This is a genomic window from Ectopseudomonas toyotomiensis (assembly GCF_017167985.1).
Taxonomy (GTDB): Bacteria; Pseudomonadota; Gammaproteobacteria; order Pseudomonadales; family Pseudomonadaceae; genus Aquipseudomonas; species Aquipseudomonas toyotomiensis.
Window position 1 is genome coordinate 5,108,936 of sequence record NZ_CP070505.1, and the last position, 19,537, is coordinate 5,128,472.

Here is a 19,537-nt window from a genome sequence, read left to right on the forward strand (position 1 = left end):
CGTGAGCCTGAGGCTCAACGCCGTGGCAGACTGACCACCACTCGCAGCCCGCCCAGCGGGCTGTCCTGCAGCTCGATACGGCCATGCCAGGCCTCGATGATGTCGCGCACGATACCGAGGCCCAGGCCGTGCCCCGCCACCTGTTCGTCCAGACGAGTGCCGCGGCCCAGCACGGCCTCGCGGCGCTCGGCATCGATGCCGGGGCCATCGTCATCGACAGACAGGCGATAGCCATCGGCACTCTCCTCCACCGTCAACTGCACGCGCTGATCGGCCCATTTGCAGGCGTTGTCCAAGAGATTGCCGAGCAGCTCCAGCAAGTCTTCACGATCACGCGGCAGCACCAGGCCTGGCGGCGCCTGCCAGTCCAGACTCAGGCCGCGGTCATGAATCATCGACAAGGTGGCGAACAGCCCCGGCAGCTCCTGCGCGCAATCGAAGCGCGCCCCCGGCAACACCTCGCCAGCCAGACGCGCACGCCCCAGCTCGCGGCTGAGACGCTGCTCGATCTGCTCCAACTGTTCACGCAGGCTCGCGCGCAGGGCCGGATGAGCCGCCAACTCCTCGCGACCTGCCAGACTGATCAACACGGCCAGCGGCGTTTTCAGCGCATGGCCAAGATTGCCCAATGCATTGCGCGAGCGCTTGAGGGTGTCCTCGGTATGCGCCAACAGGTGGTTGATCTGTGCGACCAGAGGCTCCAGCTCCTCGGGCACCTCGGCATCCAGATCGGTACGTCGACCCTGCTGCAGTTGCGCGATCTGCTGACGCACCTGTTCCAGTGGGCGCAGAGCACGGCGAACGGTGTAGCGCTGGGCAACAAGGATCAGCAGCAGCGCAGCGCCTCCCAGGCCCAAACCCACCCACTGCATGCGGCGAAAACTCTGCAGTATCGGCTGGTAATCCTGCGCCACGCTGATCGACAGATTCTCGCCATAGCGGCGGTAGTCGGCGCGGTAGATCAACAGCAACTGACCCTGCGGGCCGTCGCCCAGCTCGGCCTGCATGCCCATGCCATTGGGCTTGAGCAATTCACGATCCCATAGCGAACGTGAACGCCAGCTCCGGTCGGAAAAATCGATGCGAAAGTAATGCCCCGAGAATTGCCGCTGGAACGAGGGATCGAGACGCCGCTCATCCAGTTGCAAACCAGCCGGACCACGGACCAGAGCGGCCAACAGACCTTGCGCCTCGTCACGCAAATCCTCTTCCAGATAAGCGCGCAGGCCACGGTCGAATACCCAGAGGCTGGCCTGCGCCAGAACCAGTCCGACCAGTAGCAGCGTCGCGGCCAGGCCAATACCGAGCCGACGCTGAATGGACCTCAACCCTGCTCTCCGGTAAAGCGGTAACCTTGCCCGCGGCGGGTCTCGATCACGTTGCGCCCGAGCTTGCCGCGCAGGCGGTTGACGTGCACTTCGATGACGTTGGAATCACGCTCTGTCTCGCCGTCATAGAGATGGTCGGCGAGATGGCTCTTGGAGAGAATCTGCCCGGGATGCAGCATGAAGTAGCGCAGCAGACGAAACTCGGCGGCCGTCAGATCGATGGCCTCGCCGCCCGAGGTCACGCACTGGCGGCTCTCGTCCAGTTGCAGGCCGGCGGCCTCCAGTTGCGGCTGGTTGGCCAGGCCATGGGCACGACGCAATAGCGCCTGGATGCGCAGGGCCAGCTCCTCGGGATGGAAGGGTTTGGTCAGGTAGTCGTCGGCGCCGGCCTTCAACCCTTCGATGCGCTCGGCCCACGAACCTCGCGCAGTCAGCACCAGCACCGGTGTAGCCAGTCCGCCGGCACGCCACTCCTGCAGCACCTCGAGCCCCGGCTTGCCTGGCAGGCCAAGGTCGAGAATGATCAGGTCATAAGGCTCGCTGGCGCCCTGATAGGCCGCATCACGACCATCGGCCAACCAGTCCACGGCATAGCCCTGGCGAGTCAGGCTGGCGGTCAGCTCATCGGCCAGGGGTACATGGTCTTCCACCAGCAACAGGCGCATCAGTCGTCTTCCTCATCCTTCAGAATATTGCCGTTGCGGGCATCCAGTTCGAGCTCACGCACCACGCCGGATGTGGTCAGAATCTCGACTTCATAGACCAGCACGCCATCCTCTTCCTCCAGCTCCGCTTCGAGCAAAGTGGAACCGGGGTAGGCATTGCCGATGTGCTGCATCAGTTGCTCGAAGGGCATGATGACACCCTCACGCCGCAGGCGCAGCGCCTCATCCTGGTCGAGATCGCGCGCAATCCCCGGCACACTGGCGAGACCGCATGCCAGAACCAGCAACAGCGCGGTGGTACGTCGAAACTTCATCAATCGTCCTGGTGGTTCTTGAGAATTTCCCCGGTGCTGGCATCCAGCTCCAGGTCCCACTGCACGCCCTGGGTATCGCGCAGCTCGATCTGATAGATATAGCGACCGTATTCGTCTTCCAGCTCGGTTTCTTCGATGCGCGCGCCTGGATGCTGGGCCAGTGCCGCTTCATTGAGCTGTTCGAAGGATTTGATGGTCCCGGCATCACGCAGACGCAGAGCCTCGTCCGGGCCGAGATCACGCGCCTGGGCAATGGTAGCGGCGCTGACGAGGGTGGCAAGTGTTGCGAGGCTGATCAATCGTTTCATGGGTTTCTCCAGCAGTGAATCAGTGACTGCCACTCTAGGCCCAGGCACTTAATTCAAGCTGAATTCACTCACGTCATTCACCGCATGAAGTGGCTTGGCCTGCTCACTCAGCCCTCTATAATCGCCTGCTGCGAAAGGAGGCACCGATGAGCGCGATCCATATCAAATCCCCTGCCCTGACACTCAAGGCCGGCCCCAGAGCCTTGGCGCGCATTCGCCAGAATGGCCTGAGCCCGGCGGATGTCGGCATCCTGCCTGGCGCAGCAGGCGGGCCCAAGGGCATCGGCATTCAAGGCCTGGATCTGGCGCTGTTTGGTGACTGGTTGCTTCGCGCGCCGCGTGAACGCGCGCTGATCGGCGCTTCCATCGGCTCTTGGCGCTTCGCCAGTGCCTGCCTGCCCGATCCGGCAGTGGGGATTCGACGACTCGGTGAGCTGTACACCTCTCAACGCTTCGCCAAGGGCGTGAGCATGGCTCAGGTGTCGGGCAGTTGCCGGCAGATGCTCAACGAGCTGCTCGCCGATCAGGATGCCGCCATCATCGCCAACCCGCACTACCGTCTGCACATTGTCGTAGTGAAGAGCCACGGCCTGCTGCAACACGATCATCGCGGCAAACTCAGCCTCGGCCTGTCATCGGTGATCGGCAACAACTTCCTCGCTCGCCAGCGCCTTGGCCGCCATTTCGACCGGGTGATCCTCCATGATGCACGGCAGGTGCCGCCCCTGGCTCAGTTGAGCGACTTCCGTTCGCACTTCCATGCGCTGACCTCGGAGAACCTGCGCCACGCCCTGCTGGCTTCGGGCTCGATCCCCATGGTGATGGAGGCGATTCGTGAAATCCCAGGCCTGGAGCCGGGTGCCTATCGCGATGGCGGCCTGCTCGACTATCACCTCGACCTGCCCTACAACGGCGAAGATATCGTGCTCTATCCGCACTTCACCGACCGGGTGATACCCGGCTGGTTCGACAAGAGCATGCCCTGGCGCCGTGGCGATCGCACCCGCCTGCAGGACGTACTGCTGCTGGCACCATCACGCGACTACCTGGCGCGCCTGCCACACGGCAAACTTCCGGATCGTACCGACTTCAAACGCTACCTGGGTAATGACGACGGGCGCGAGCGCTATTGGCGTCAGGCCATGGCCGAAAGCGTCAGGCTCGGTGACGAATTTCTCGAACTGGTCGAAAGCGGCCGCCTGGCCGAACGCCTGCAACCCCTCTGAGACAGCGGGGTTATGAGTGACTGCTCAACCTGTAGAACGGACGCGATGAGGCGGCAATAGGACCAGAGCTGTTAAACTGCGCAGCTCAACGCCGATCAGGCGGAATCATTTACGCGAGCGCTGTTCAGTGGAATTGTTCAAAGAGTTCATCTTCGAGGCGGCCCATCGCCTGCCCCACGTACCGGAAGGCCACAAATGCGGCCGCCTGCACGGCCATTCCTTCCGGGTTGCCATTTATATCGAAGGTGACGTCGATCCCTATACCGGCTGGATTCGAGATTTCTCCGAGATCAAGGCGATTTTCAAACCGATCTATGAGCAGCTCGACCACAACTACCTGAACGACATTCCTGGCCTGGAAAACCCAACCAGCGAGGTCCTCGCCAAGTGGATCTGGCAACAGGTCAAACCGCTGCTGCCGGAACTGTCGCGCGTACGCATCCACGAGACCTGCACCAGCGGCTGCGAATACCGCGGCGATTGATCATTGCCCAGAAACACCAAAGGCCACCTCAAGGTGGCCTTTTTATTGATACCAATAAAGCAACACCCGTCCCGTAGGGTGCGCCGCGCGCACCGGCATGTCGGCGTCCTTGTCGGTGCGCGCAGCGCACCCTACTCGATTACGTAAGCTGTTTTCCGCGCCGCAAAGAAGAAACCCCAGACCGCTAGGCGATCTGGGGTTTCGTATAGGAGCTTGACGATGACCTACTCTCACATGGTGAAGCACCACACTACCATCGGCGATGCGTCGTTTCACTACTGAGTTCGGGATGGGATCAGGTGGTTCCAACGCTCTATGGTCGTCAAGCAATTCGGTTGGGATCTCGCGGTGAGGCGCTATCCCTTGGATACGTGATAGAGGCTTGTAGCTCTCGCAAATTTTCGGCTTTCTGTCGACTTCACCATCGACACCCTCTGCACGAGAGCAGATTGTTTGGGTGTTATATGGTCAAGCCTCACGGGCAATTAGTATGGGTTAGCTCAACGCCTCACAGCGCTTACACACCCCACCTATCAACGTCGTAGTCTTCGACGGCCCTTCAGGGAGCTCAAGGCTCCAGTGAGATCTCATCTTGAGGCAAGTTTCCCGCTTAGATGCTTTCAGCGGTTATCTTTTCCGAACATAGCTACCCGGCAATGCCACTGGCGTGACAACCGGAACACCAGAGGTTCGTCCAACCCGGTCCTCTCGTACTAAGGTCAGCCCCTCTCAAATCTCAAACGTCCACGGCAGATAGGGACCGAACTGTCTCACGACGTTCTAAACCCAGCTCGCGTACCACTTTAAATGGCGAACAGCCATACCCTTGGGACCGGCTTCAGCCCCAGGATGTGATGAGCCGACATCGAGGTGCCAAACACCGCCGTCGATATGAACTCTTGGGCGGTATCAGCCTGTTATCCCCGGAGTACCTTTTATCCGTTGAGCGATGGCCCTTCCATACAGAACCACCGGATCACTAAGACCTACTTTCGTACCTGCTCGACGTGTCTGTCTCGCAGTCAAGCGCGCTTTTGCCTTTATACTCTACGACCGATTTCCGACCGGTCTGAGCGCACCTTCGTACTCCTCCGTTACTCTTTGGGAGGAGACCGCCCCAGTCAAACTACCCACCATACACTGTCCTCGATCCGGATAACGGACCAGAGTTAGAACCTCAAGGTTGCCAGGGTGGTATTTCAAGGATGGCTCCATGAGAACTGGCGTCCCCACTTCAAAGCCTCCCACCTATCCTACACAAGCAAGCTCAAAGTCCAGTGCAAAGCTATAGTAAAGGTTCACGGGGTCTTTCCGTCTAGCCGCGGATACACTGCATCTTCACAGCGATTTCAATTTCACTGAGTCTCGGGTGGAGACAGCGCCGCCATCGTTACGCCATTCGTGCAGGTCGGAACTTACCCGACAAGGAATTTCGCTACCTTAGGACCGTTATAGTTACGGCCGCCGTTTACCGGGGCTTCGATCAAGAGCTTCGCTTGCGCTAACCCCATCAATTAACCTTCCGGCACCGGGCAGGCGTCACACCCTATACGTCCACTTTCGTGTTTGCAGAGTGCTGTGTTTTTAATAAACAGTCGCAGCGGCCTGGTATCTTCGACCGGCATGGGCTTACGTAGTAAATACTTCACCCTCACCGGCGCACCTTCTCCCGAAGTTACGGTGCCATTTTGCCTAGTTCCTTCACCCGAGTTCTCTCAAGCGCCTTGGTATTCTCTACCTAACCACCTGTGTCGGTTTGGGGTACGGTTCCTAGTTACCTGAAGCTTAGAAGCTTTTCCTGGAAGCATGGCATCAACCACTTCGCATTCTAAAAGAACGCTCGTCATCAGCTCTCGGCCTTGACCCCCCGGATTTACCTAAGGAATCAGCCTACCACCTTAAACACGGACAACCAACGCCGTGCTGGCCTAGCCTTCTCCGTCCCTCCATCGCAGTAACTAGAAGTACGGGAATATTAACCCGTTTCCCATCGACTACGCATTTCTGCCTCGCCTTAGGGGCCGACTAACCCTGCGTCGATTAACGTTGCGCAGGAAACCTTGGTCTTTCGGCGTGCGAGTTTTTCACTCGCATTGTCGTTACTCATGTCAGCATTCGCACTTCTGATACCTCCAGCAAGCTTCTCAACTCACCTTCACAGGCTTACAGAACGCTCCTCTACCGCTCATCCAAAGGATGAACCCGTAGCTTCGGTGTATGGTTTGAGCCCCGTTACATCTTCCGCGCAGGCCGACTCGACTAGTGAGCTATTACGCTTTCTTTAAAGGATGGCTGCTTCTAAGCCAACCTCCTAGCTGTCTAAGCCTTCCCACATCGTTTCCCACTTAACCATAACTTTGGGACCTTAGCTGACGGTCTGGGTTGTTTCCCTTTTCACGACGGACGTTAGCACCCGCCGTGTGTCTCCCGTGCTGACACTTGCTGGTATTCGGAGTTTGCATCGGTTTGGTAAGTCGGGATGACCCCCTAGCCGAAACAGTGCTCTACCCCCAGCAGTGATACACGAGGCGCTACCTAAATAGCTTTCGAGGAGAACCAGCTATCTCCGAGCTTGATTAGCCTTTCACTCCGATCCACAGGTCATCCGCTAACTTTTCAACGGTAGTCGGTTCGGTCCTCCAGTCAGTGTTACCTAACCTTCAACCTGCCCATGGATAGATCGCCCGGTTTCGGGTCTATACCCAGCGACTAAAGCGCCCTATTAAGACTCGCTTTCGCTACGCCTCCCCTATTCGGTTAAGCTCGCCACTGAATATAAGTCGCTGACCCATTATACAAAAGGTACGCAGTCACCCAACAAAGTAGGCTCCCACTGCTTGTACGCATACGGTTTCAGGTTCTATTTCACTCCCCTCTCCGGGGTTCTTTTCGCCTTTCCCTCACGGTACTGGTTCACTATCGGTCAGTCAGTAGTATTTAGCCTTGGAGGATGGTCCCCCCATGTTCAGACAAGGTTTCTCGTGCCCCGTCCTACTCGATTTCATTGATAAGAGCGTTTCGTGTACGGGGCTATCACCCACTACGGCGGCACTTTCCAGAGCCTTCCACTACACTCAAATCAACTTAAGGGCTAGTCCCCGTTCGCTCGCCACTACTTAGGGAATCTCGGTTGATTTCTTTTCCTCAGGGTACTTAGATGTTTCAGTTCCCCTGGTTCGCCTCTTGCACCTATGGATTCAGTACAAGATACCCGGCTTATGCCGGGTGGGTTCCCCCATTCAGAGATCTCTGGATCACAGTCTGTTTGCCGACTCCCCAAAGCTTTTCGCAGGCTACCACGTCTTTCATCGCCTCTGACTGCCAAGGCATCCACCGTATGCGCTTCTTCACTTGACCATATAACCCCAAGCAATCTGGTTACTGTCTCAATCGTGAAGACGACATTCGCCGAAAATTTGCGTCTTGAGAACTACAAATTTTACCTTGACCAGATCAATTGCCAGTGAAAGCAATTAATCAGTCACTTCTATCACATATCCAAATTTTTAAAGAACGATATTCGTACCGGTCAAAAGACCAGAAATCAGCACTCACCAGGTCTACCCTGAAGCGCTCATTTCTGAACTCTCTAACACTCACCGCAACACGAGAGAGTGGTGGAGCCAAGCGGGATCGAACCGCTGACCTCCTGCGTGCAAGGCAGGCGCTCTCCCAGCTGAGCTATGGCCCCGTATTCTTCTGCACCAAGCAATTGGTAGGTCTGGGCAGATTTGAACTGCCGACCTCACCCTTATCAGGGGTGCGCTCTAACCAACTGAGCTACAGACCTATAACAGGGTCGCGTTACAGCATCGTCTTCGACTATGAATCAAGCAATTCGTGTGGATACTTATGAAGAAGCTGATGTCTTCGATTAAGGAGGTGATCCAGCCGCAGGTTCCCCTACGGCTACCTTGTTACGACTTCACCCCAGTCATGAATCACTCCGTGGTAACCGTCCCCCCGAAGGTTAGACTAGCTACTTCTGGAGCAACCCACTCCCATGGTGTGACGGGCGGTGTGTACAAGGCCCGGGAACGTATTCACCGTGACATTCTGATTCACGATTACTAGCGATTCCGACTTCACGCAGTCGAGTTGCAGACTGCGATCCGGACTACGATCGGTTTTATGGGATTAGCTCCACCTCGCGGCTTGGCAACCCTTTGTACCGACCATTGTAGCACGTGTGTAGCCCTGGCCGTAAGGGCCATGATGACTTGACGTCATCCCCACCTTCCTCCGGTTTGTCACCGGCAGTCTCCTTAGAGTGCCCACCATAACGTGCTGGTAACTAAGGACAAGGGTTGCGCTCGTTACGGGACTTAACCCAACATCTCACGACACGAGCTGACGACAGCCATGCAGCACCTGTGTCTGAGTTCCCGAAGGCACCAATCCATCTCTGGAAAGTTCTCAGCATGTCAAGGCCAGGTAAGGTTCTTCGCGTTGCTTCGAATTAAACCACATGCTCCACCGCTTGTGCGGGCCCCCGTCAATTCATTTGAGTTTTAACCTTGCGGCCGTACTCCCCAGGCGGTCAACTTAATGCGTTAGCTGCGCCACTAAGTTCTCAAGGAACCCAACGGCTAGTTGACATCGTTTACGGCGTGGACTACCAGGGTATCTAATCCTGTTTGCTCCCCACGCTTTCGCACCTCAGTGTCAGTATCAGTCCAGGTGGTCGCCTTCGCCACTGGTGTTCCTTCCTATATCTACGCATTTCACCGCTACACAGGAAATTCCACCACCCTCTACCGTACTCTAGCTCGCCAGTTTTGGATGCAGTTCCCAGGTTGAGCCCGGGGCTTTCACATCCAACTTAACGAACCACCTACGCGCGCTTTACGCCCAGTAATTCCGATTAACGCTTGCACCCTTCGTATTACCGCGGCTGCTGGCACGAAGTTAGCCGGTGCTTATTCTGTCGGTAACGTCAAAACACTAACGTATTAGGTTAATGCCCTTCCTCCCAACTTAAAGTGCTTTACAATCCGAAGACCTTCTTCACACACGCGGCATGGCTGGATCAGGCTTTCGCCCATTGTCCAATATTCCCCACTGCTGCCTCCCGTAGGAGTCTGGACCGTGTCTCAGTTCCAGTGTGACTGATCATCCTCTCAGACCAGTTACGGATCGTCGCCTTGGTGAGCCATTACCTCACCAACTAGCTAATCCGACCTAGGCTCATCTGATAGCGCAAGGCCCGAAGGTCCCCTGCTTTCTCCCGTAGGACGTATGCGGTATTAGCGTTCCTTTCGGAACGTTATCCCCCACTACCAGGCAGATTCCTAGGCATTACTCACCCGTCCGCCGCTAAATCAGGGAGCAAGCTCCCGTCATCCGCTCGACTTGCATGTGTTAGGCCTGCCGCCAGCGTTCAATCTGAGCCATGATCAAACTCTTCAGTTCAATACTGCGTGGGTTTTGAGAAACACCTAATCTTGGCTCAGCAATCGCAATACTTTCAAATTAATGAAAGGTAACTCTCGAATTAACGAGTGTTGCTTTGTGATGCTGATAATCAGCTGACTATCAGTCTTACCTCACAAGCACCCACACGAATTGCTTGATTCAGTTGTTAAAGAACAGTTGGTTAAGCCTTTCGTCTCAACCGAGGCGCGCATTCTACAGCAGCCTCTCTACCTGTCAAGCTGTTTTTCGATTTTGTTTCCGGAGAAACTTCTTTCTACTCAACCACTTGCGCCTTCGATCAGAACTTCTTCTCTCCAGCGGGAGGCGCATTCTACAGCGTTCAAAACCGCTGTCAACCACCTCTTTCAAACCGCTTTCGATCCATTCGACCGAACCACCAACAGAACTAAACCATCGCCCTGTCGACCGGCGCGCATTCTACACGCCAGATCCAGCTTTGCAAGCCCTTCACTCAACTTAACTTATTGATTAACAAGCAGTTTTTGAAGCGCTTCATCGCTGAAGTGGCGCGCATTCTACATCCAGCAGAATGCGCGTCAAGCTTATATTTCAATTTTATTGCTTTTCCAGCGCTTCGCGCAGGCCGCTGCGTCTCACCACGCGCCGCTGCACAGCCTGCTCGAAGATGCCCGCACGGCTCTCGACCAAGCTGAACCAGTGACGAGCCCGTGTGATGCCGGTATAGATCAGCTCCTTGGTCAAGACCGGATTGAGGCTGTCGGGCAGGATCAGCGCGCAATGGGCGAACTCCGACCCCTGCGACTTGTGCACGGTCATGGCGAACACGGTGTCCACCGCGCTCAGGCGACTGGGCAGGATGTGCCGCAAGGCGCCACTGCCGTCATTACGCGGGAATACAACGCGCAGCACCTCACGTAAAGGCGCACCTGGAAACTCAAGCGGCTCGGGCAGACGCAGCGCGATGCCGATATCGCCGTTCATCAGCCCCAGGCTGTAGTCATTGCGCGTTACCAGCACGGGCCGACCTTCATACCAGCCATGCGACTGCTCAAGCAGGCCCCGCTTTACCAACGCTTCGGCAATACGTTCGTTGAGCGTTTCCACGCCCCATGTACCTTTACGCACCGCACAGAGCAACTGGAACTGATCGAACGCCGCCAGGACGCGACCAGCCCAACGATCCCAGGCCTGGGAGTCGGCATCTGGAGCAGGACGCTCCGCCTGCATCATCTGTAGATAATGTGCATATCCCTGCGGACGGGGCTCGCCACCGCCCTGCCCCTCTATTAATAGTCGCTCCAGCGCACGATCCTGCTCACCTGACAAACGCAACACGTGCAAATCATGTGCACCGGTTGTCAGAGTCGCGCGGGCCGACTGCGCATCGCCCAGGTTCACCGCACGCGCCAGACGCCCGATACCCGAGCCACTGCCGAAACGACGCGAGTGACGCAGCATGACGATATGCTGCGCCAGAGCCTTGTCACCGGCCACCAACGCCGGATCTTCCAGCCGTTCGCCCGTCTGGTTTTCCAGCCTGGCACGTGTCGCCTCGCTGTAGCCACCGCTCTCCGCCTCTTGGCAGAGATCGCCCAGCACCGCACCGGCCTCCACCGACGCGAGCTGGTCCTTGTCGCCCAGCAGAATCAGGCGCGCATGCGCCGGCAAGGCATTCAGCAGGCTGGCCATCATCTCCAGGTCGATCATCGACGCCTCATCGACCACCAGCACGTCCAGTGGCAAGGGATTGGCGGCATCGTGACGGAAATGACGGCTGCCGGGACGACTGCCCAACAGACGATGCAGCGTCGTCACCAGGGTTGGAATCTGCTCACGCACTCGCTCGTCCAGCGCCAGGGACTGCACCTGCGCGCCAATGGATTCGGTCAGCCGCGCGGCCGCTTTGCCGGTAGGCGCCGCCAGACTCAGGCGCAGCGGCTCGCCAGTGGCCATGGCCGCCTCCTGCAAAAGCGCCAGCAAGCGCACCACTGTGGTTGTCTTACCGGTTCCCGGCCCACCGGTAATCAGGGTGAAGCGCCCTTGCGCCGCCATGGCACAAGCCAGTTTCTGCCAGTCGGTGAGGCGCTGGCCGTCCACCACCAGCGCATCAGGAAAGAGTGAAGCCAGGCGCACAGCCAGATCACTCGGCGCCGCGGCGCTCGCCTGCAGACGCCGCGCGATATCGCCAGCCACCTGGCGCTCGTAGTTCCAGTAGCGCCTCATATATAGACAGGCGCCGCTGAGCACCAACGGCGCCCCCTCGGACTCCAGCAGTGAACTGCCCGCACAGGCTGCCAGCCAGGACTCCAGGCTAAGCCCATCCAGCACCTGCGACGGCAGGATCATCGCTTCTTGCGCATCCTCGCCTTCCGGTGGCAGAGACAGGGTGAAATCCGGATTGACCAGCGTGGCCGCCATGTCCAGGCACACATGCCCCTGCCCCAACTGATGACTGGCCAGTGCGGCGCCGAGCAGGAGCAAGGGCGAAGCGTCCGCGTCCAGTTCGGCGAACAATTGCGCCAGCGCGCGATCCAGCTCGCGCAGCCAGCCACGCTCGCTCCAGGTAGAAAGCAGGGCAAAGAGTTCGGCGCGATCACGCAGCGCCGGCGCAAGCATCGCACTCATGCTGCGCCCTCCTCTGCTTCGCCCATGAACAGCACATCCAGGCGTTCGATCAACTCGCGCGGCGGTCGCGCCAGGTAGGCGCCTTGCTGCGGCGCACGCAGGAACAGGTACAGCGCGCCGCCCAAATGCCGGTCGTAGTCGTAATCTGGTAAGCGCAGACGCAGCTGACGATGCAGCGCCAGTACGTAAAGCACGTATTGCAGGTCATAACGATGGCTGGCGATGGCCGCTTCCATCGCTTCACGGGTGTAGGCGTTGTCGTCGGCGCCAAGCCAGTTGGATTTGTAGTCGGCCACGTAGTAGCGCCCCTGATGCTCGAATACCAGATCGATAAAGCCCTTGAACATGCCGTTGAGGGTATCGGCACGCAGCGGCTGCCTGGCGAGGCCCGGCAATTCGCACTGCTGCACCCACTGATCCAATAGCCTGACGTCCACCCCACGGGCCTCGAACCAGAACTCCAGCTCGGGCTGATACTGCGTCAGTTGTGCCAGCACGACGGTATCCGCCCCACCCAACGTGAGCGGCTGGCTCAGCAGCGCCAGCAGCCAGTGCTGCAGCGGATCGATCCAGCTTTCCAGACCGCGCCGCTGACAGCGCCTGGCCAACGCCTCGCGCAGCCTCGGCGGATCCTGCGCCAGGGTCGCAAAGCCTTCCTGCGCCGCCATTTCCAGCAGACCATGAAGGAAGGTGCCGGGATTCGGCCCACGCGGGAAGCGATGCAGCCCTTGAGCGGATGCCGGCAGCGGCGGCAGGGCCTGCAGCGGATCCTCATCGTCGATGGCATTCTGCATCGCCGGACTGTCGGGCGCGGTGTCTTCATGACGACTGACCTGACTGGGTGCGTCCTCGTCCAGACGCAGTGCACTGTAAGAGGCGATCCACCAGTGCTCGGCAGCGCGCCGCGCCGGCGTGCGCCAGCTCGGCTCGAACTGCCGCTCCTCAAGCATGCGGTAGCGCTGCTCGCTGGCCGTCGGCAGCGGCGTCACGGTGCTTTCGAGCCCGTCGACAAATGGCGCGAGCCAATCAGCAAGCCCGGCACTAGCCATCAGAGGCTCGCCGCCACCTAGCAGATAGCCCAGGGCCGACTCATGCAGGCGCGACTTCTTGCCATTGCCGATCTTCAGATCCGCCACGCCCAACCAGCAGGCATGCCGGGCACGGGTCAACGCCACGTAGAGCAGACGCAGGTCTTCACCCAGACGCTCGCGCTCGGCGCGCTCCAGGCTGTCGCCATCGGCCTTGAGCACCAGGCGGCGGCGCTCGCCGTCATGAATCTGCAGCGGTTTCTTGTCATCCACCGGACGGAAGGCGCAGATAAACGGCAGGAACACCAGGGGGTACTCCAGCCCCTTGGATTTATGGATGGTCACCACGCGCACCAGCGCCTCGTCGCTCTCCAGGCGCAGCACCTGCTCATCGGCAGCCTGTCCCTCACCGGCCAGTAGCTCGCCGAGGTGACGAATCAGCGCCAGTTCGCCGTCGAGTTCAGCGGCGGCCTGTTGCAGCAGCTCGGCCAGATGCAACAGGTTGGTCAATACCCGCTCGCCATCGTCACGTCCCATCAACCGCTGCGGCAGGTCGAAGTCCTGCAGCAACTGGCGCAGCATCGGCAGCACACCCTGGTGCTGCCAGCGCTGGCGGTAGTCGCGAAACTGCATGACCCGGCGTTCCCAGGTGCGCTCGTCGAGGTTGAGTTGCTCCAGTTCGCTCAGCGCCAGCCCCAGCGTCGCGCTGGCCAGCGCCGCACGCAGCGGGCGATCCTGATCCGGCTCGGCGCAGGCACGCAGCCACAGCAACAGATCGCGTGCCTCCTGGGCGGCGAACACCGAATCCTTGTCGGAGAGATAGACGCTGCGCACGCCGCGCGCAGCCAGCTCGCCGCGAATGGCCTGCGCCTCGTTGAAATCACGCACCAACACGGCGATATCGCTGGGGCGCAGAGTATTCAGTACCTCGTCCTTGATGAAACCTGCCTGTCCGCGCTGGCCAAGATCCAGCAGACGCACGATCTCGCTGGCCGCACCGACCGCCATGGCATCCAGATAGGCACCCTTGGCAACTGGCTCGTCACTCTCCAGATGCCACAGCATCAGGGCGGGTTGCGCCTGCCCCTCGACACTCCAGACTTCGCCTCGACCCTGCGCGCCCACCTCGATAAAAGGCAGGTCATCGCGCAGCAGAAACGCCCCCTCGCCACCGTCACGCTGCTCGGCCCGTAGGAACACGCCGTTGACGGCATCGACCATGGCCTGGCTGGAGCGGAAGTTCTTCTCCAGATTGTAGTGCCGACCCAACGTCGCCCGGCGCGCGCGCAGGTAGGTATGAATGTCAGCGCCGCGGAAGGAATAGATGGCCTGCTTGGGATCGCCGATCATGAACAGGCCACAGTCGTCGCGATTAAGCTCGACTTCGTAGAGCGTATCGAAGATGCGGTACTGCAGCGGGTCGGTGTCCTGGAACTCGTCGATCATCGCCACCGGAAACTGGCGGCGGATCACTTCGGCCAGGCGCGGGCCGTTGCTGCCTTGCAGGGCAGCGTCCAGGCGCACAAGCATGTCGTCGAAGCCCATCTCCGCGCGCTGGCGTTTCTCCCAGTCGAAGCGCTGGCGAACCCAGGCCGCCGCGTGACGCAAAGCCGCATCAGCAGGATCAGGCAGCGCATCGAGTTGCGCCTTGAGCAGAGCCATGGCCTTCAATGCCGGATGAGCAGGCGCTTCGCCCTTCCAGGATTCGGCCAGGCCATCGGGGGTCAGGCGGGTGAAACCGGTGCCCAGGTCGAGGTGCGGTTCTTCGCTACCGGCCCACTCGCGCAACCTGGCCAGCCAGGGATTGTAGAAGCGCGCCTGGATTTTCTTGCCGTCCACCTGCTTGGCCGCCACCGCCGCATCCAGCAGCAGCTGCAGTTCATCGGCCCAGGCCAGCCAGGGCGACTTGAGTTCTGCCAGCGCCTGCTCACGCTGCTGCAGCGCGTTATCGAGCAGCTCGCCCAGCGACTGCGTCGTCCCTTCACCCTCCTCGCCCAGCAGAGGACGTAGCCTGGCGCCGAGACCATCAGGAGTCCCCCACACACTTGCGACCCATTGCAACGCAGCGCCCTGTAGCGGATAGCCGTGCTGCCGCCAGTAATCGCGCACCACTTCGGCCAGCAGCTCGCTGTGGTCGGTCTCCAGGGTCTGGCTGAACAGGCTGCCGCTGTCGAAGGCATGCTCGCGCAGCATGCGCTGGCACCAGCCGTGGATGGTGGACACCGCAGCCTCGTCCATCCACTGCGCCGCCAGTTCCAGGCGGCGGGCGCACTCGTCCCACTGCGTTTGCGCGAAATCACCGCGCAACTCGCGCAGCAGGTCATCTCCCTGGGCATCGCCCCGGAATACGGTTGCGGCCTCGACCAGGCGCGCGCGAATCCGATCGCGCAACTCGCGGGTGGCCGCATCGGTGAAGGTCACCACCAGAATCTGCGGCGGCAACAGAGGCTCGCGGAATGCGGCGTCGTCGCCGTGGCCGAGGATCAGTCGCAGGTAGAGCGCGGAGATGGTGAAGGTCTTGCCCGTGCCGGCGCTGGCTTCGATCAGACGGCTGCCATGCAGGGGAAACGTCAGGGCCAGAGGGCGCTTTTGACTCATGCTGCGTCCTCCTCGAGCGCTTGCGGATGGCTGTCGAGCAGCGGCTGGTAGAGCCGTTCGCTCCATGCCGGAAACTGGCCATCGGCGGTGAGTGCGGCATAGTCCGGGAACTGCCTCGCCAGGCTGGCGCTACCCTGGACTTCACCGGAGAGGTTGTAGCCGCCCTCGTAGACGCTGCGAGCCTTATCCTCGTTGTTGTCCTGCAACCAGGCCAGCGAGGTTTTCAAGGCGATCGGCAGAGGCGTCTGCATGCCGGCGTTCCAGGCCTCCAGCCAAGTGGTCAGTACGCTGGCTGCATGCTCCGTAGGTAGGGGCTCGAACGCCAGGCTGCGATCCTCGCCGACCAGCAGCGTGGTCAGCGGCACGCCGCAGGCCGCGGCGATGACGTGCAGCACGTAGGGGCGCAGAAGGCGATGCCACTTCCAACTCTTGTCCTTATGCAACGCACCCGGCAGCAGTTCCAGGCGCGCCAGGCTGCCGTCGGCCTTCTGCCGCAGCCCGGCGAGCCAGCCGTCGAGCTGCACACCGCCTGCGGCGAAAGTCAGGCGCTGCGGTGACTCCAGCAGGCTCGGCCAGCACAGGCAAAGCCCCTGGTAACGCCGTAATTGTGCCGGCAGGGGCTCCAGCAAGGCGTTGCGGTACTGCTCGCCGAAACCGGCCAGCGGCAGCACGCCGCTACGCTGCAGACGGTCGGCTGCCGACCTCAGCGCATCGTCGCTGTCGCCCTCGCCTGCTACCGCCGCCTTGAGCAAGATCTCCTGCAACTGGTAACGCTGCAGTCCGTCGAGGGCGAATGGCTCGCTGTCGAGCTGCGCCTGCTCTTCTTCATCGAGAAACACCTTGAGGCGGCGAGTGAAGAAACACTTCACCGGATCACGCAGGAACGACTGCAACAGTTCGGGAGTGAGCTGCTGCCCCTCTTCCCAGGCTGGCAGGGAGGCAACGCTCTCGCCCGCCAAAGCCTGGCCATGCAGGGCTGCCCACTCGTGGGCATAACTGAACAGCTGCCCCTCGCCATCGAAGTAACGGCGGCTAAACGGTTGCAAGGGGTGCTCGGTGGTCAGGCCATGCAGCAGGTCGCCGCCACCGACCAGCGTCCAGGCGCTAGCAAGATGGTCACGCAGTTGGCCGACCAGCACGGACGGCGGTCGCTCGCTGTTATCGCGAATGCTGCGCCCTACCCAGCTGATATAGAGGCGATCACGCGCTGCTAACAAGGCTTCCAGCAGCAGATAGCGGTCATCCTCACGACGCGAACGGTCACCGGGGCGGTAATCGCCAGCCATCAGGTCGAAATCCAACGGGGCCTGGCTGCGCGGATAGTCGCCATCGTTCATGCCCAGCAGGCAGACCTGGCGGAACGGAATCGCGCGCATTGGCATCAGGGTGCAGAAATTCACCGCACCGGCGAGAAAACGCTGGCTCAGCCTCCCCTGATCGAGCCCGCCCAGCCAGGCTTCGCGCACCACCGGCAGGGTCAGCGCTTCTTCCAGCGTCGCCGCCTCGCACAGCGCCAGCCAGGCATCCAGCGCATCGAGCAGTTGGGTCGTCAGCACCTCTTCACGGTCGCTCTGCGGCTGAAAGAAGTCGTCAAGCAAACTTCGCAGGCGCTCGCCCCACTGCACCGGCGTGGCCGGCTCGCGCAGCTGCTGCAGATGCCGGTCGAGGCTTTCCAGCAGGCGCGTCACCGGGCCGATCAGCGCAGCATCGAGCCCGCCGATCTCGTCGTAGGGCTCGATGCCGGCGAAGGCGTCGGCCGTACCCACTGCGTAGCCCAGCAGCATGCGCCGCAGGCCGAAGCGCCAGGTGTTCTGCTCCAGGTTCTCGCCCAGGCCCAGCGACTGCCGCTGGCTAGAGTCCAGCCCCCAGCGCACGCCGGCACCCTCCAGCCAGCGACGCAGGGTGGGCAACTGATCCTCGGCGATGGCGAAACGTTGACGCAGCGCGGCGACATCCAGCAGGTCGAGAATCTCGCTGACGCTGAAGCGGCTGTCCGGCAGGCGCAACAAGTGTTCCAGCGCGATGATCATCGGCTCCTTGCCGCGCAGCCCCTGGTCGGCCAGGGTGAATGGAATGAAGCGCGGGTCGTCGCTGGCGAACTGGCCGAATACGGCCTGGATATGCGGTGCGTAGGCATTGACGTCCGGCACCATGACGATCACGTCGCGCGGCCTTAGCGTGGCGTCCTCGCTGAAACTGGCCAGCAGCTGATCGTGGAGAATTTCCACTTCGCGCTGAGCACTGTGGGCGATATGAAAGCGCAGCGCATGATCTTTGGCGGGGTCGACGGGTGGCCAGGTGCTGCGTGTTTCCGCCAGCGGGCGCAGGTCGAGGATGTCGTTCTGCAACTGGCCGAGCAGGCTGTCCTCACTGGCCGGGCTGAACAGGTCGATACGGTCGAACTGCTCGCGGTAACGCTGCGGCTCGTCGTACTGATCCAGCAGGTTGATATAGTCGCGCCCCTGCTTGCCCCAGGCAGCGAGCAGCGGCTGCCCGTGCTGGTGCATGTCCTCCTGCTCGAACAGACCGATCTGGGCGCTTGGTTTGCCCTTGCGCTGCTGACGGCGGTATTCGTGGCGCAGCAGATCCTTGTCTTCGACGATATCGCCCCAGTGGTGCTGACAGGGGTTGTGCACGTAGAGCATGACCTGGCTGAAACGCGCCATGGCCGCCAGCGCTTCCAGCACCTGGGCCGGCAACGAAGAGATTCCGAAAACGGTGATGCGCCGCGGCAGTCCGGGCGGCGCTGCATCCAGTTCGCCCATTCGAGCGACGAAACGCGGATGCACGCCGGCGCGGCTCTCGGCCAGATGCTGCTCGCCAACGTCCGCGAGCAAGGCGCGCCACAGCGCGGGTTGCCAACGGGAGTCGCCCTCCAGCACCCTTTCGCCGCCGCGCGAGGTACGCAGGCGATCCTGCCCCGCCGCCCAGTCAGCCAGCCAGTCGGCGCGGTAGACCTGGTACTGGTCGAACAGATCGGCCAGGCGCTCGGCCAGTTGGTGGCGCTTGCGCAGATCCTGATCATCGGCGAGAAAGCGGCGCAAGGGCGCAAACGCCTCCTCGGCCAGCAGGCCCGGCAACAGGCGCATCAGGCGCCAGGTCAGCGGCGCCTTATCCAGGGGCGACTGCTGTGGAATCGCGTCCTTGCCTAAGACGTTGCGGTACGCCTGCCAGAGAAAGCGCGCCGGCAGGTCAACGTCCAGCGCCGCCGCGATGCCACAGCCGTCACGCTCGGCCAACGCCAGCTTGAGCCACTGGGCGATGCCGTTGCTCTGCACCAGCAGTACCTCATTCTCCAGCGGCCGCAATGGATAGCGCCGCATCCACTGCACCGCCAGCGCACGCAGCTCTTCGAGGTGATTGCCGTGAATGACGATAAGGCCGGGGGACAGCTCCGGGCTGGCGGGCATCGACTGACTCCTGTCGAAAATCGAAGCGCAAGTTTGCCAGCATTTGACGACAAGGTGCGTCATCAACGGCTATGTCACAAGCGACCTGAAGCATTTGAGACCGACCCAAAACGAAAAGGCCGGTCAACGACCGGCCTTGGTGGTAACGACAGCT

Annotated in this window: 9 protein-coding genes, 2 tRNA genes and 3 rRNA genes; 2 read left to right on the top strand and 12 right to left on the bottom strand. The window is 60.6% G+C overall.

What is annotated here, in order from left to right; translation table 11 throughout:
* Positions 1-14: 14 nt before the first annotated feature.
* The 4 genes from JWV26_RS23720 to JWV26_RS23735 are packed head-to-tail and all read right to left on the bottom strand — an operon-like array spanning position 15 to position 2,615.
* Complete coding sequence (locus JWV26_RS23720; RefSeq protein ID WP_206417959.1) at positions 15-1,328, bottom strand: ATP-binding protein; 1,314 nt, start codon at positions 1,326-1,328, stop codon at positions 15-17.
* The gene (locus tag JWV26_RS23725; RefSeq protein ID WP_024310251.1) at positions 1,325-1,993 is read right to left on the bottom strand and encodes a response regulator transcription factor; all 669 of its coding nucleotides are present in this window, start codon (positions 1,991-1,993) and stop codon (positions 1,325-1,327) included. Before JWV26_RS23725 ends, JWV26_RS23720 begins: the two co-directional genes overlap by 4 nt.
* The gene (locus JWV26_RS23730) at positions 1,993-2,307 is read right to left on the bottom strand and encodes a PepSY domain-containing protein (protein WP_072426372.1); all 315 of its coding nucleotides are present in this window, start codon (positions 2,305-2,307) and stop codon (positions 1,993-1,995) included. Before JWV26_RS23730 ends, JWV26_RS23725 begins: the two co-directional genes overlap by 1 nt.
* Positions 2,307-2,615 carry a PepSY domain-containing protein gene (locus JWV26_RS23735; protein WP_021488844.1) on the bottom strand — a complete coding sequence of 103 codons (309 nt, stop codon included), beginning with the start codon at positions 2,613-2,615 and terminating at the stop codon, positions 2,307-2,309. Before JWV26_RS23735 ends, JWV26_RS23730 begins: the two co-directional genes overlap by 1 nt.
* A 146-nt stretch (positions 2,616-2,761) precedes the next feature.
* On the opposite strand from JWV26_RS23735, the gene JWV26_RS23740 reads away from it, so the two are divergent.
* Positions 2,762-3,841 carry a patatin-like phospholipase domain-containing protein gene (locus tag JWV26_RS23740; RefSeq protein ID WP_206417960.1) on the top strand — a complete coding sequence of 360 codons (1,080 nt, stop codon included), beginning with the start codon at positions 2,762-2,764 and terminating at the stop codon, positions 3,839-3,841.
* Positions 3,842-3,968: 127 nt separating this feature from the next.
* On the top strand, positions 3,969-4,325 hold the full coding sequence (gene queD, locus JWV26_RS23745; RefSeq protein WP_021488842.1) for a 6-carboxytetrahydropterin synthase QueD: 357 nt from the start codon (positions 3,969-3,971) through the stop codon (positions 4,323-4,325).
* 211 nt (positions 4,326-4,536) lie between these two features.
* Here queD and rrf read toward each other — a convergent pair.
* The 8 genes from rrf to recC all read right to left on the bottom strand — a co-directional run bounded on the left by rrf (position 4,537) and on the right by recC (position 19,383).
* Positions 4,537-4,652, bottom strand: a 5S ribosomal RNA gene (gene rrf, locus JWV26_RS23750).
* A 137-nt stretch (positions 4,653-4,789) separates the two neighbouring features.
* Positions 4,790-7,682: ribosomal RNA gene (locus tag JWV26_RS23755) — 23S ribosomal RNA — on the bottom strand.
* 258 nt (positions 7,683-7,940) lie between these two features.
* A tRNA-Ala gene (locus JWV26_RS23760) sits at positions 7,941-8,016 on the bottom strand.
* 22 nt (positions 8,017-8,038) lie between these two features.
* Positions 8,039-8,115: transfer RNA gene (locus JWV26_RS23765), tRNA-Ile, on the bottom strand.
* A gap of 85 nt (positions 8,116-8,200) precedes the next feature.
* A 16S ribosomal RNA gene (locus tag JWV26_RS23770) occupies positions 8,201-9,737 on the bottom strand.
* The 16S, 23S and 5S rRNA genes sit together here with 2 tRNA genes alongside, the layout of an rRNA operon.
* Before the next feature lie 579 nt (positions 9,738-10,316).
* A complete protein-coding gene (recD, locus tag JWV26_RS23775; RefSeq protein WP_206417961.1) occupies positions 10,317-12,347 on the bottom strand; it encodes an exodeoxyribonuclease V subunit alpha in 2,031 nt (676 codons plus the stop codon).
* Positions 12,344-15,973, bottom strand: coding sequence for an exodeoxyribonuclease V subunit beta (gene recB, locus JWV26_RS23780; protein ID WP_206417962.1), 3,630 nt, complete (start codon positions 15,971-15,973; stop codon positions 12,344-12,346). Before recB ends, recD begins: the two co-directional genes overlap by 4 nt.
* Positions 15,970-19,383 (bottom strand): exodeoxyribonuclease V subunit gamma, encoded by a 3,414-nt coding sequence (gene recC / locus JWV26_RS23785; protein ID WP_206417963.1) that lies wholly within the window; start codon positions 19,381-19,383, stop codon positions 15,970-15,972. The genes recB and recC overlap by 4 nt, the downstream gene beginning before the upstream one ends.
* Positions 19,384-19,537 lie beyond the last annotated feature (154 nt).

What these genes read in the sequence shown, in the direction of transcription:
- JWV26_RS23725 (WP_024310251.1), bottom strand. Translation starts at nt 1,993, where the DNA reads ATGCGCCTGTTGCTGGTGGAAGACCATGTACCCCTGGCCGATGAGCTG.
- JWV26_RS23730 (WP_072426372.1), bottom strand. Translation starts at nt 2,307, where the DNA reads ATGAAGTTTCGACGTACCACCGCGCTGTTGCTGGTTCTGGCATGCGGT.
- JWV26_RS23735 (WP_021488844.1), bottom strand. Translation starts at nt 2,615, where the DNA reads ATGAAACGATTGATCAGCCTCGCAACACTTGCCACCCTCGTCAGCGCC.
- JWV26_RS23740 (WP_206417960.1), top strand. Translation starts at nt 2,762, where the DNA reads ATGAGCGCGATCCATATCAAATCCCCTGCCCTGACACTCAAGGCCGGC.
- recD (WP_206417961.1), bottom strand. Translation starts at nt 12,347, where the DNA reads ATGAGTGCGATGCTTGCGCCGGCGCTGCGTGATCGCGCCGAACTCTTT.
- recB (WP_206417962.1), bottom strand. Translation starts at nt 15,973, where the DNA reads ATGAGTCAAAAGCGCCCTCTGGCCCTGACGTTTCCCCTGCATGGCAGC.
- recC (WP_206417963.1), bottom strand. Translation starts at nt 19,383, where the DNA reads ATGCCCGCCAGCCCGGAGCTGTCCCCCGGCCTTATCGTCATTCACGGC.